10 protein-coding genes are annotated in these 13,330 nt (G+C 63.6%); all 10 read right to left on the reverse strand.

Going from position 1 to position 13,330, the window contains the following annotated elements; translation table 11 throughout:
* Nucleotide 1: 1 nt before the first annotated feature.
* Nucleotides 2-1,213, reverse strand: a complete 1,212-nt coding sequence (locus H567_RS0109350) for a COG1470 family protein (protein WP_028321202.1) — start codon at nt 1,211-1,213, stop codon at nt 2-4.
* Nucleotides 1,214-1,228: 15 nt separating this feature from the next.
* A complete protein-coding gene (locus tag H567_RS24060) occupies nt 1,229-1,600 on the reverse strand; it encodes an FmdB family zinc ribbon protein (protein WP_035253909.1) in 372 nt (123 codons plus the stop codon).
* 105 nt (nt 1,601-1,705) lie between these two features.
* A complete protein-coding gene (locus H567_RS0109360) occupies nt 1,706-2,506 on the reverse strand; it encodes an enoyl-CoA hydratase/isomerase family protein (protein ID WP_028321203.1) in 801 nt (266 codons plus the stop codon).
* A 13-nt stretch (nt 2,507-2,519) separates the two neighbouring features.
* Complete coding sequence (locus tag H567_RS0109365; protein WP_028321204.1) at nt 2,520-4,394, reverse strand: bifunctional acetyl-CoA hydrolase/transferase family protein/GNAT family N-acetyltransferase; 1,875 nt, start codon at nt 4,392-4,394, stop codon at nt 2,520-2,522.
* Nucleotides 4,395-4,737: 343 nt separating this feature from the next.
* Nucleotides 4,738-5,781: a histone deacetylase family protein gene (locus H567_RS24065; RefSeq protein ID WP_161626589.1), complete on the reverse strand. Its 1,044-nt coding sequence runs from the start codon at nt 5,779-5,781 to the stop codon at nt 4,738-4,740.
* Nucleotides 5,782-6,164: 383 nt separating this feature from the next.
* Complete coding sequence (gene acs, locus H567_RS0109385) at nt 6,165-8,123, reverse strand: acetate--CoA ligase (RefSeq protein ID WP_028321206.1); 1,959 nt, start codon at nt 8,121-8,123, stop codon at nt 6,165-6,167.
* A 247-nt stretch (nt 8,124-8,370) separates the two neighbouring features.
* A complete protein-coding gene (locus tag H567_RS0109395; RefSeq protein ID WP_028321207.1) occupies nt 8,371-10,287 on the reverse strand; it encodes a GNAT family N-acetyltransferase in 1,917 nt (638 codons plus the stop codon).
* Between the two features lie 21 nt (nt 10,288-10,308).
* Complete coding sequence (locus H567_RS0109400; protein WP_028321208.1) at nt 10,309-12,030, reverse strand: AMP-binding protein; 1,722 nt, start codon at nt 12,028-12,030, stop codon at nt 10,309-10,311.
* Between the two features lie 147 nt (nt 12,031-12,177).
* Complete coding sequence (locus tag H567_RS24070; RefSeq protein WP_051184672.1) at nt 12,178-12,669, reverse strand: GNAT family N-acetyltransferase; 492 nt, start codon at nt 12,667-12,669, stop codon at nt 12,178-12,180.
* 148 nt (nt 12,670-12,817) lie between these two features.
* Nucleotides 12,818-13,324 carry a hypothetical protein gene (locus H567_RS0109410; RefSeq protein WP_153306120.1) on the reverse strand — a complete coding sequence of 169 codons (507 nt, stop codon included), beginning with the start codon at nt 13,322-13,324 and terminating at the stop codon, nt 12,818-12,820.
* Nucleotides 13,325-13,330: the final 6 nt, after the last annotated feature.

Here is a 13,330-nt window from a genome sequence, read left to right on the forward strand (position 1 = left end):
CTCAGCGTCTTCCCAAGCGCATGAACAGGAAAACCAGGCCTGCCAGGACTCCGATAATCAGCCCGATTCCGACCCAGCCCCAGACCACGGAGGCCTTGACGGTCACTCTCAGTTCGAGGTTTTTCGAGAGTTTTCCCGCCTCGGCGCTCAATGCGAGCGAGTAGTCTCCGACCAGGGCTTCGGCGCCGGGTGTGATCGTGGCCTCTACCTGCTTGAGTTCGTCAGGGGCCAGAATCTCGATCTGCCCGGGTTCGAACTCGACGGTCCAGTTCTCGGGTTTGAAGGAAAGGAAGTGGATGTCCTGCAGCGGGGCGGAGCCGCTGTTGCGGACATAGAAAGAGAGGTTTGCGGAATTGCCCTTGACGGCGCTGAGGGAGAGCAGTTCGTTGGTGGTGGCCATTTCCAGCCGGTAGGTGCCGGTCAGGATCACGGTCAGCTGGGTCTCGGCCTGGGCCCCAGGGGTCTTCACCCGGACCAGGATCGGGTATTCCCCCGGTGCAGCCTGCGGCGCAGGTTCGACCTCCACGGCCACGCTCTGGCTCTGGCGCGCCTTCAGGCGCAGGCTCGAGATGAATTTGTCCTCATAGGCCGGCTTGAAGTTGACCTCCCAGTTTTCGGGGGCCTGGCCAGTGAGGCTGAAAACGGCATCCTCTTCGAGCCGGCTTTCCACCTCGACCGAGAACTCGAACCGGCCGTCGGTCGGCCCCCTCAGCACGGGGTAGGCGGTTTGAAGAGCCGCCCCTTCGGCCTTCCGCTCCGTCTTTTCCCCTTCGACGGCCACCCGAAGCTCGGCGGTCGAGCGGAGGGCGCCATCGGAGCTCCGTCCCTCGACGGTAAAGGTGTATTCCCCCGGTGCCAGCGTTTCATCCTGCTCGAGATCGAGGGTGACCGTCTTGGAGGAGTCGGCCTTCACGAAGACCCCTCTGACCCCGAAACGGTAGGTCTTGAGCTGCGCCGTCCAACCGTCCGGCGGGGGCTGGATCATCAGTTCGACGGCTTCGTCAGTGCGGCCGCCGTTCGTGACGATGAGGTCCAGGCTCAGATCCTCCCCCCGGGGGATGACGATACCGGGGTACTCGACCGCCACCGATATCTTCCGCTCAGGAAGGTCTTGCTTCTCCTCGGCGGGAGCGGGGGTCCCCGCGAAGCAGACTAGGGAGAGCAGCATTCCTGTCAAGGCCCAACCCAAACGCCGGTTCCGTCTTCCTTCCATGCACCCAGCCCTCCTCTACTCGGTTTCCGTTTTGGCGTGTTTCTCGAGGGTTTCCAGAGGGTAACCCGCCTTGCGGTAATCGTCGATCGCCCGCATCTTGAGGGCATCGTCCCCGGCCTTCGCCGCATGGGTGTCGGCGAGCTCCGCCGCGTGGCTCCAGAGTCCCTGCTGTTCGTACTCCTTGATGCGTGTCTCGACCGCGCCGCGGCCCTCGTCAGGCTCGGCAACGGCCGCCCGGAATCGCGAAACCAACTTCCGCACCGGGGCGCCGCACGCCGGGCAGCGCTCGAGAAGGGGGTCCTTCATGGACTGCAGGACCTCGAATGCTCGCCGGCAGCGGGCGCAGGCACGCTCGAGATCACAGGCTTCGTATTCATAGATGGGCATCGCCGATCCCCTGGTTTGTCGATAGATCGATACGCTTCGAACTCCTCAGCGTATAATGTATAAAAAAAGCGGCGTTTGTAAAGCCCTTCGGAGGCCCTTCAGCCATCATTCGCCCGTAAAAACAGGGGCGCGCTTCTCGGCGAAGGCGGCGATGCCCTCGGCGATGTCACGGCGTTTGAGCGAGGCGTGAAACAAGGACTGCAGGGCCCGCTCTTCAGCGTGACCCAGGGTTGCACCGCCCGCGATGGTCCGCAGCACCCGCTTCGTGCCCGCTAGGGAAAAAGGGGCGTTGCGGGCGATGCGCCGCGCGAGGTCATAGGTGAAGGTCTCGAAGACCTCGTCGGGGACCACGTGATGGACGAGCCCCATCTGCAGGCAGGCCCGGCTGTCGAAGGTGTCCGCAGTCAGGAACAACTCGAGCGTCCGGGCGAGGCCGAGGACCGCCGCAAAACGGCGGTAGCCCGGATAAGGGTATACGAGGCCGAGCCTCGCCGGGGGCATCCCCATGCGCGCCCGAGCGGCGGCGATGCGGATGTCGCAGGCCATCGCCAGTTCGCACCCGCCCCCGAAGGCATCGCCGTTCAGCATGGCGATGACCGGGCGGGGAAATTGTTCGATGGCCTGAAGGGTCTTTTCGAGCGGAAGGGTCTCACCGGCATCGGCACTGGTGAGGTCCTGCTCGACATGCCTCAGGGCCTCGATGTTGTAGCCGGACGAAAAGGCCCGGTCCCCGGCCCCGCGCAGCACCAGGACCCGGGCGGCGGGGTCCTCCGTAAGCCCTGCAAGGGCCTCCTCGATGGCCTTCAGACATTCGAGCGTCAGGAAATTGCGCTTCGAAGGCAGGTTGATGCAGAGGGTGACGACGTGTCCCTCCCGCTTGACCAACAGGACAGGCTCGTCCGGCATAGCGGCTCCTCCCTCAAGGCTCTTCCTTTTCTCCGTGGAAGGGGATGATCAACTCGTAGACCCCGCTGTCCAGCACGGCCTTCAATGGGAACGGCGATTTCTCGAAGACCTTGATCATGGCTTTGTTGGAGGCCAGGACGTCGGCCTTGAAGCCTTCGATCCCGCGGTTTCTCGCGATGTTGATAAGCATCTGGAACAGGTAGGTGGCGATCCCTTTGCCCTGGAACGCCTCGTCGACGACGAAGGCCACATCTGCGTAGGGCCGGTCCGGCAGCCGCACATAGCGGGCCTCCGCGATGATGGTTCCTTCGCCCGGCTCGCCGATGAGCCCGACGATGGACATGGTCTTACGGTAGTCGACGTTGACGTATTCCTGCATCTTCGCGTGGGGCATGGTTTTGATCGGAGAAAAATAGCGGTAATAGACGGCGTTGTCGGAAAATCGATAGAAGAGGCGCCGCATCTGCTCGACGTCCGAAGGCCGGATCGCGCGGAACCGGAGCACCAGGTTCCCGTCGAAGGTTTGGGTGGTAGCGAGCTCCTCCGGGTACATCTTTCCGGACTCGGAGAGATACGTCTGGTCCGGGTAGAGGATATGGTCCTTTTTGGCGAGGCGGACGAGCTCCGCCCGGTCGTCCGGGTGGGCGATGTCGATCAGGGCGAGGGCGCGCTCGCGGATCGTCCGGCCCGCCAACGGGGCGGTTCCGTACTCGGTCACGACGATGTCCAGGGATTCGCGGGCCGAGAACTGGTTCGGGTAGTCCCGAACCGAGGGGACGATATTGGATTCGCCGAGGAGATTGCGGCTCGGGAGCGCCAGGATCGTCTTCCCGCCGTTCGAGAGCCACGCCCCCGAAAAGAACTCCTGTGCCTCGCCCGGCTGGGTGCCGACGTTTCCTTTGCCGCTGTGAAGGACGATGCCGCCCGTGAAGTCGACCTTCCGGCCGGGCAGCGTCACCACGAAGCGGTCGATGCTCGCGATCCGCTTCGGGTCCGCCACCACGTCGACGCCTTGAAACTCGACGAGCGGGTTGTTGTCCAGCCAGCGCATCAGTTCGGCCGACCCGAGGGCGTGGGCCGCGACGGACTTGCCCTTGAAGATGCTCTTGCGTCGATTGGTAACGGCACCGCTCTTGACCAGGTCCATCAGCGCATCGGTGAAAAACGGGGAGTGGATCCCGAGGTTCGACTTGCGCACCAGGTGGCGGGCGAGGGCCTCGTAGAGGGGACCGATGGAAAAAGGAAGGCAGCTTCCGTCCTGGATCAGCGAAGCCACGTTCGCTCCGATTTTATCGTAGACCTCCGTGACGGGCCAGCGCGGAAAATAGAAAGGCGGGGTGGTCGCCTCCACGAGGAAATCGAAATCGTCCACATGGACGAAGGTATCCCCGAAGGTGCGCGGGACCTGCGCGTTGATCTCGCCGACCACAAGGGATGCCTTGGCCATGGCCTGGCGGGCGACGTCCACGGCGACGCCCAGGCTCGCGTAGCCGGCCTCGTCCGGAGGCGTGATCTGGACGAAGGCCGCGTCGATCCCGATCGTGCCCGATTCGATCAGCGAGGGGACCCGTGAAAAGCGGCACGGAATCAGGTCCACACGCCCCGCCTTGATAGCCTCGCTCGCGACCCACCCGGCGAAAAAGGTCTTCAGCCTGAATTTGTTGGCATACTTGTCCCCGATCGATATCGCGTCGCCCAGGCTCACGAGCTGGATCAGCTCGAGATCCTGCAGGTTGTTGGCCTCCGAGGCCATCAGGCTCTTGACCAGGGTGCGCGGTTCAGCGACCGCCGTGCCGAGGAAGATGCTCATTCCCGGCCGGATCTTGCTCAACACCTTCTCGGGGCTGACGATCTTGCTTTTCCAGTTCTTGTTTTTCGAGCCCGGCATGGGGCCTCCTCCGTGAGGCCGTCCCTGGTTGGAGGGCCTGGCCTTCGTTGAAAACGAGCGCAGAGGGTCGCGCGCAACCCGGACCTCGCTGGGCCGCGGGACCGGATCACCCCTGCGTCACCTGCTCCGGCCAGCCCGATTCCCATCCGGAAACGGACTTTTGGGCAATCTCGGCGTCAATCTGCGCGTTTGCTTGTGCGGCGACCACCAGGTCCCCTCCGCGCAAACGCTTGATTTCCCTGATAGGGGCGAAAATTCCTCATTTTCGGATTGGAAACTGGGTTGCACCGGAAAATCATTTCCAAATGGAAACAAACCATCAAGGCTAACAGAATCGTCCGCCTTAGTCCACCCAAACCTTGAAGGATTTATGGGCGCGGAAAACCTCCTCGGCCAGTGCATCGGCCCTGGTCGTCCCACCCACCAGCATGCAGGCCCGGCCCGGGGGCGCACAGAGGACCTGCAGCACCCTTTCGACGCAGCGGGAAAGGGCGCGCGGATCGTAGCCTCCTTCAAGGACGAAAACGATCTTGGGATCGCCCAGGGCCGATCCGAGATTCAGGATCAGGCGGGTCAGTTCGGTGAAGGCCTCTTCGGTCAGGTGCGAGCGCCCGATGGGATCGTCGCGGTGTGCGTCGAACCCGGCATCGACCAGGATCAGCTCCGGGCGGTAGCGCTCCACGATGCGTGGCAGCAGCATCTGGTAAAGAGCCACCATGTCCTCGTTCTCCAAATCCCGCGTCAGGGGCACGTTCACGGTGTATCCTGCGCCTTCGCCTTCACCCGCTTCGTCGAAATCCCCCGAGTAGGGGTAGAGCAGCTTGTCGTGGGACGAGAAATAGAAGACCTCTGGGTCGTCGTAGAAAAATTCGTGGATTCCGTTCCCGTGATGGATGTCCCAGTCGACGATCAGGGTCTTTTTCACGCGCATGACGCGCTGCGCGTAGCGCGCCGCGATGGCGACGTTGTTGAAGATGCAAAAACCGCCGGCCCGGCCCGGGAGGGCATGGTGGCCGGGAGGCCGGATCAGCGCGAAGCAGTTGCGGCAGAGGCCTGACCAGACGGCCTTGAGCGCCTCGATGCAGCCGCCGGCCGCGAGCCAGGCGGCGAGATACGTCTTGGCACTTGCCGGCGTATCCGGGGCTAGGCTCGTGAACTGGTGCTCGGCGGTCTTGAGGACCTTCTTGATATAGGCCGGTGTGTGGACGAGTTCCAGGTCGTCCATGGCGGCGGGCTGGGGTGTGATCGTGAGAAGCTTTTCCGCAAACTCCCGGTCGATCATTTCGTAGATCGCCCTCAGGCGGCTGGGGTGCTCCGGATGGGTGTGGCCCGGCAGATGATCGAGGTAGCGGGCGTCGCGGATGATTCCGGTAACGGGTTGCATCATCGTCCTTTTCGGAGAGGAGGTCCGGGGTTTCAGGGAGCGGCCTCCGCGGGCAGCCGGAGCTGGCTCTCGCGGAGTCGAAAACGCCCTCCGGGGCGCTTCGCCGGTTTGCATCGCTGCGGGGAGCGGAAACTTCGGCATTTCCGGTTCTTGTCATTCGGATAGGAAACCGGGTCGTGCCGGATCATCGTCTCCGAAAGGGGTTCCTTCCTGTGCATCCCGAAAGGATGTTCCGTTAGAACCGAGTTTCCAATCCAGAAATGAGGATTTTGGGCCAATATCAAGGCGATCAAGCGTTTGCGCGAAGGCGACCTTTAAGGTCGCCGCACAAGCAAACGTGCAGATCAACGCCGAGATTGGCCCAAAAGACCATTTACGGATTGAAACTACGGTAGTCCGACGCGCTCCTTAATCAACGTCTCGATGACGCTCGGATCGGCGATCGTGGAGGTGTCGCCGAGTTCGTCGACGCGGCCGGCCGCGATCTTCTGGAGGATGCGGCGCATGATCTTTCCGCTCCGGGTCTTCGGCAGGGCGTCCGCCCATTGCAGGGCGTCGATCGTCGCAATGGGGCCGATCTCCTTGCGCACCATCTGGATCAGTTCCTTCTTCAGTTCCTCCGACTTCGGCACCCCCGTGTTGAGGGTGACGAAGGCGTAGATGCCCTGGCCTTTGACCGGGTGGGGCATGCCCACCACCGCGGCCTCGGCGACCAGGTCGTGCAGGACGAGCGCGGACTCGACTTCGGCGGTGCCGAGGCGGTGGCCCGAGACATTGATAACGTCGTCGATGCGGCCGATGATCCAGAAGTACCCGTCCTGGTCCTTTTTGGCGCCGTCGCCGGTAAAATACATCCCCGGCACCTGGCTGAAATAGGTCTGGCGGAAACGCTCATGGTCGCCGTAGACCGTCCGCGCCATGCCGGGCCATGGTTTCCGGATGCAGAGCACGCCCTCCTGGTCGGGGAAGCGGGCCTCCTGTCCTGTTTCGTCGAGGATCACGGGGTCCACCCCGAAAAAGGGGAAGGAGCAGGACCCCGGCTTGATGGGGGCTACGCCGGGCAGGGGGGTGAGCATGTGTCCGCCCGTCTCCGTCTGCCACCAGGTGTCCATGATCGGGCACCAGTCGCGTCCGACGTAGTGGTAGTACCACCGCCAGGCCTCGGGATTGATGGGTTCGCCCACGGACCCGAGGAGTTTGAGCGAGGAGATGTCGTGCTTCTGGACCGGTTCAGGGCCTTCCTTGGCGAGGGAGCGGATCACGGTGGGGGCGGTGTAGAACTTGGCGACGCGGTACTTCTCGACGATCGCCCAATACCGGTCGAAGCCGGGATAATTGGGGACGCTTTCGAACAGCACGCTGGTCAAGCCTTCCGTGAGCGGCCCGTAGACGCTGTAGGAGTGTCCGGTCACCCACCCGATGTCGGCGGTGCACCAGAAGACCTCGTCGTCCTTGAGGTCGAAAACGAGCCGGGTGGTCATGGCGGCGTAGAGGAGGTAGCCGCCGGTGGTGTGGACGACGCCCTTCGGTTTGCCGGTGCTGCCGCTGGTATAGAGGATGAAAAGCGGGTCTTCTGCGTCCATCGGTTCGGGCTCCACGAAATCGGGCAGGCTCGGGTCCTCGAGGGCCTCGTGCACCCAGACCTCCCGCTTCGAATCGAGCTCCGGCTTCAGGCCGGCACGCTCGAAGACGAGCACCGTATCGACGCCGGGGCAGGTCTTGAGGGCGTTGTCGACGTTGGTTTTGAGGGGCACCGGTTTGCCGGCCCGGAATCCGCCGTCCACCGTGACGACCAGCCTCGCGCCGCAGTCTCGGATCCGGTTGGCGAGCGCCTCGGCGCTGAACCCCCCGAAAACCACGCTGTGGACGGCGCCGATGCGGGCGCAGGCAAGCATGGTGACGGGCAGTTCCACGATCATCGGCATGTAGATGATGATCCGGTCCCCCTTCTTCACCCCTTTTTGCCTCAGGAGAGCCGCCATCTTGTTGACGCGCGCGTAGAGATCCCCGTAGGTCACGGTGAGGGTTTCCTCCGGGTTGTCCCCTTCCCAGTAGTAGGCGACCTTGTCCTTCAGGGTTTTCATGTGGCGGTCGAGACAGTTGGCCGACGCGTTGAGGACGCCGCCGCCGAACCAGGCGATATCGGCCTGGTTGAAATCATAGCGCAGCACGAAATCCCACGGCTTGTCCCACGAGAGGTATCTCCCGGCCTGTTCGGCCCAGAAGCCGTCGGGGTCCTCGATCGAGCGGCGGTAAAGCTCCTGGTACTGCTCCAGGGAGTTGATGAAGGCGACCTTCCGGTAGTCCTCGAGGTGGGCGTCATACCATTTGGGTGCATCCGTCATAGTCCGTCTCCTTTCAAGATGTTGGAACCGGAAATGCGCCTGCGGCTGTCATCGCCGGAAAGGTGTCCGCCGGTTCAGTCTGGTTCTGCAGCGGGTCCGGGCCACGGGCCGCCCCCGTCCCGCCCGGTCTTTCGCGCTGCCCCAAGCATGTCGGGATGGTTTTCCTCCTGCTTGAGCATACGTTCTCCTGTGGCTGGATTCTTCGGTGTCTGCGCCCTCTCCGCCTGATCGGCGGCCTTTTGCCCCGTCAGAGGTCCCCCGTGCAGGGCGCCGGGGAGGGGAGGTCGTCGAACGTGGCCTTCAGCGTGACGCCGTCGGCGTCCTGCAAGATGTCCACCCGGTAGGGCAGCTTCTCGAAAAGCCGGATCATGGCGCGGTTGCCGGCCGAGGTGTAGGCTACGAAGCCGGGGATGCCGTGATTGCGTGCACTGTCCAGAAGCTTTTCCTGCAGGATGGACGAGACCCCCTTGCCCTGCCAGTCCTTGGCGACGCTGTAGGCCACCTCGGCTGGTCCGCCGCCCGGGCTCGAGAAATAGCCGCCGACGCCGATGACCCGTTCGAAGCCGGGCTCGCCGGTGACGGCGAGGATGGCCATGTCGTTCACGTAGTCGACCATGAAGACGTCTGCGACGTCTTCGCGGAGGAAACTGGTTTTTTCGTGCAGAAAACGACGGACCACGTCCTGCTGGTCCATGGCGTAGAAATGCTCTTGAACGAGTCTTTCGTCGGTGGGGCGGGCGGGCCTGAAAAAGACCTTGTGCCCGCCGATCGTGCGGACTTCCTCGATGTCGAGGGGATAGATGCAGCGCATGGTGTCGGCCAGGGTGCGCTCCTGGCCGAGGAAGCCCTTCTTTTTGGCCTCGTGGAAGAGTTCGTCCCGGAAGTCCGGATGGGCGATGCTGATCAGGGCGACCGCGCGCTCCTGAAGGCTCTTCCCGAAGAGGTTCACGACCCCGTACTCGGTGACCACGTACTGCACGTCGCCGCGCGGGACGACGACGGCGACGTTTTCCATGAGCGGGACGATCCGGCTGCTCCTCCCGTCCAGGGTCGTCGAAGGGATCATGATGATGCTCTTGCCCTGGGGCGCCTGGCTGGCTCCCCGGACGAAATCCATGAAGCCGTTGACGCCCGTGAAGTGGTTGAAGGGCATGGCGTCGGCTGCCACCTGGCCGGTGAGATCGATGGCCATCGCGACGTTCAGCGAGGTCATCCGGTTGTGGCGGGCGATGATCATCGGGTCGTTCACGTAGTCGGAGGGGTGGAACTCGATGCCGGGGTTGTCGTGCAGGAACTCGTAAAGGTTGGCGGAGCCGATGGCCCCGCTCGCCACGAGCTTCCCTTCGTTGAAGCCCTTCCGGCGGTTGTTGACCACCCCGCTCGAAAAGAGGTGCATGATCCCGTCGGTCAGGAACTGGGTGTGGACCCCGAGGTCGTTTTTGTCCGAGAGGCCGAGCAGCAGGGCCTGGGGGGTCGTTCCGAGGCTGATCTGCAAGGTCGCGCCGTCTTCGATGAGTTTCGCGGCATGTTGTGCGATCCACCGGGCCGTCGGGAAGTCGGGCGCTTGCCCGATCGTGATCAGGGGTTCGTCGTGCTCTACGACGATGTCGACCTCGTTCACGTGAATGAAACTCCGCCCCAGGACGCGCGGCATCTGCGGATTGACCTGCGCGATCACCAAATCAGCGGACTGGGCCGCGGCCATCGTGACGTCGACGCTGACCCCTAGGCTCATCCAGCCGAAATCGTCCGGCTCCGAGACCTGGATCAGGGCGACGTCCAGTTTGAGCTGGCGGCTCTTGAAAAGCCTCGGAACGGCCGAAAGGTTGATCGGCGTGATGAAGCGCTTGTTGGCCGATAGGGCCCGGGGCTTGGCGGAGCCAAGGTAGAAGGATCGGACGCTGAAGTTGTGGCAGGCGGTCTGATCGGCGATCAGGGTCAGCGGGGTGATCTCCAGGCTGAGGACCCGGACGATCTCCAGATCCGTAAAGGAGGCCGACTGCGCCGCCAGTTCCCGCACCAGGATCTGGGGCTCCCCGCAGGAGGTCCCGATGAACACCCGCTGCCCGCGCTTGATCGCGCGGATCGCCTGCGCGGGGGTCCGGCGCTTCGCGACGTATTGGTCTGGCCAGTAAGGGGTCCGCGTCTTTCCGGAATGGGCCATGTCGTCTGCCACCGCGTGAGGTCAGTCCTGCATACGGGAGGGGTCGCCGGTCGGCAGGCCCAGTTCGCGCGCCCGCAGGACGCGCCGCAGGAGTTTCCCCGCGCTTGTCTTAGGGAGGTTATCAACAAATTCGACTTCCCGCAAGGGGGTGTCGGGAGAAAGATTGGCCTTGACGAAGGCCTTGATCTCCTGGTTCATCCGCCCGCTCGGGGCAATGCCCGCATTCAGCTTGACGAAGGCCTTCAGGTGGGGCTGGTTCGCCTGGGCGGTCTTGGCGATGACGGCGGATTCGGCTACGGCTGGATGCTGAAAGAGGATGTGCTCGATCTCGAAGGGGCCGATGACCTTTTCCCCGATCTTGATGAGGTCGTCCATCCGCCCCTGGTGGTAATAGTAGCCCTCCTCGTCCATGATGACCATGTCTCCCGTGGAAAACCAGCCTTCGAAGGGAAAATAGGCCAGGAAGCGCTCCCGGTCTTCCCAGATGCCCGTCATGAGGGCGGGCCAGGGCGTCTTGAGCGCCAGTTCCCCCATGGAGAGAAACGGCAGCGGCTCCCCCTTCTCGTCGAGGACGGCGGCCTCGATGCCTGGTACGGGCCTGCCCATGGCCCCGGGCTTGATGTCCATGGAGGGGAAGTTCGCAAAGCAGATCATCCCGGTCTCGCTCATCCACCAGGTGTCGTGCGGAGAGTGGTGGAGGTGGTTCCGGACCCAGTAAAAATGCTCCGGGGCGAGCGCCTCTCCGACGGTCAGGACATGCCGGAGGTTCGAAAGGTCGTAGCGCGTCGGCAGGTCTTCACCGGCCTCCATGAGTTTCTTGATGGTCATGGGGGTCGTGTACCACACGGAGACCTTGTGCCGCTCGAGGGTCCGGTAGCAGTTCGATGCGGAGAAGGGGTCCCCCAGCACCACGCTCGTCGCTCCGCAGAGCCAGGGGGCGAAGGTGCTGTAAACGGTCGCCATGACCCAGGCTGGGTGGCCGTCCGTCCAGAGCACGGTCCCCGGGGAGAGGTCCAGCACGTACCGGCCGGTCATCAGGTGCCCGGCGAGATCCCGGTGGGCGTGGACGACCCCTTTCGGCGGCCCGGTCGAGCCGGAGGTGTAGATGAGGTAGAGCGGGCTGTCCTCGGCCAGGAGGACCGGGGAAAGGATCGTGGTGCCGCCGGGCAGCCTCTGCGGGATCAGGGTCTCGCGGTTGAAGACGCGCGGCAGCGGGCCTTCCGTGAAAAGCACGTGTTCGACGGGGCCCAAGGCCTCGGGCGGCAGGGTTTCGACGGTTTCGGGATGGGTCAGCAGGGCGCGTGGCGAGGCGTTGCGGATGCGCTGATCCAATTCGTCGAACCCGAGGGTCGGGTAGAGCGGGCAGAAGATGACCCCCACGCGGGCGCAGCCGAGCATCGCGAAATAGATTTCGGGGCAGGGCGGCACGAAGATGAACAGCCGGTCGCCGGCCTTCAGGCCCAGGTCGAGGAGCATGGCGCCCCACTGCGAAGAGATCGTCTGCAGTTGGGCGTATGTCCAGGAGCGCGCCTCCCCCGCCCGGTCGAAGACGAGCGCCGGCCGCTGTCCGTGCTCCGGGTCCTCCGCCCAGCGGTCGATGGCGTAGGCGACGATGTTGAGCGGTTCGCCGGGTGAACGCCGCAGCTCCCGGTGGATGTCGTCCCAGGCGAAGGCGCGGTAAAAATTGCCGTAGGAACCTATTTGGGCATTCGGGTCTTCTGCCTTGATACGAGCCTTGATCATAGGTTACCCTGCTCTGGCCGCTGTCATACGGCGTTGGTTTGAAAGGAGGCCCTCGTGGTCTGAACGCGCTGAGCCCGGAGGTGTTTGCCGGCGTTTTTCGGACCCGGGAAACGCCGGTGCGGGCGGCCCAGGGTGGAGATCTCCCCCTTATGGCCCTTCGATGTCTATCCGCATCATCCTTTCGCAGTCGAAGGCGTCGCAGAACTGGAACCCGATATTGCGGTACAGCCTCACTGCATGGAAGTTGACGGTTTCGACGGTCAACCAGACGCATCCGATGCCCCGGTCCCGGGCAAGTTGGAGGGTGCCCCGGGTCAGGATGGTCCCGATCCCCTTGCTGCGGAAATCCTGATGCACGAAGATCAGGAATTCGGCGTCGCATTTCGCCGGATCCATCAGGATCGCGGCGTGCCCGATCAGCCGGTCGCAGCGGTGGGCGCAGAGGTTGACCCCGTTGTGCAGGAGAAACGCGACCCAGGACCGGCATGCGGTCGGATTGGAGGGGGGAAGCCCCTGTGAAGCCGGTTTCGGTTCGAAGCCATCGTACATGTCGAGAAGTTCCGGGAGAGCAGACGCATCGGCCACCCTGAGTTCCACCGGCATCCCGTATTTGTCGAAGCGGGTCACCCTGTCATCCACCTTCTACGCTCCATTGCGGCCAGCGCCGCTTCGCAGAGTCGGGTCAGCCCGGTTTTTCGAGGGCGCCGAGAGGTCCGGCGCCCCTCTTTTCTTCAAACCGGCCCCTCCCGCGAGGGCGGACCGATCGAAGCACAGAGGACCGATGGACCTACAGCGGATCGATCGAAGCGACGTAGCGCACGATCTCGGCGGCATGATCGATCTCGGTCATGTCGGCCGTCCAGGAACCGAAGCCGTTGAAGGTCTTCACGACGGTTTCCGCCAGCACGCTTTCATCCGTGGGATCCACCAGAATCACCCGCGAAAAGAGAGCGGAGTAGGCGTAGTTGGCGGCGATGCCGCTTCGGGCGGCGAAGCCCTGGTAGGTCGCCCGCGTTTCTACGTCAAGGCGCAGCCTTTTCCCCCCCTGCCCTTCGCTTGGCCGGAGGCCTGCAATCATGAGTTGCTTTTCCAGTTCGAAGCGCAGCCGGGAAGGGATCGACGGGGGCGTTTCCAGTTCGTCTGCGGCCTTGACGATGCCCAGTTCGACCCGGTAGCCCTTCTCGCGAAGCGGCGAGCGATCGGGGGGCTGTTCCGCAGTCTGGATGCCGGCGCAGGCCGCTGCGAGGCTGACGATCAGGACGGTGAGAAGCAGCATCGATCGCTGTGTTTGCATGTCGAA

It is taken from the genome of Desulfatiglans anilini DSM 4660, assembly GCF_000422285.1.
Classification (GTDB): Bacteria; Desulfobacterota; DSM-4660; order Desulfatiglandales; family Desulfatiglandaceae; genus Desulfatiglans; species Desulfatiglans anilini.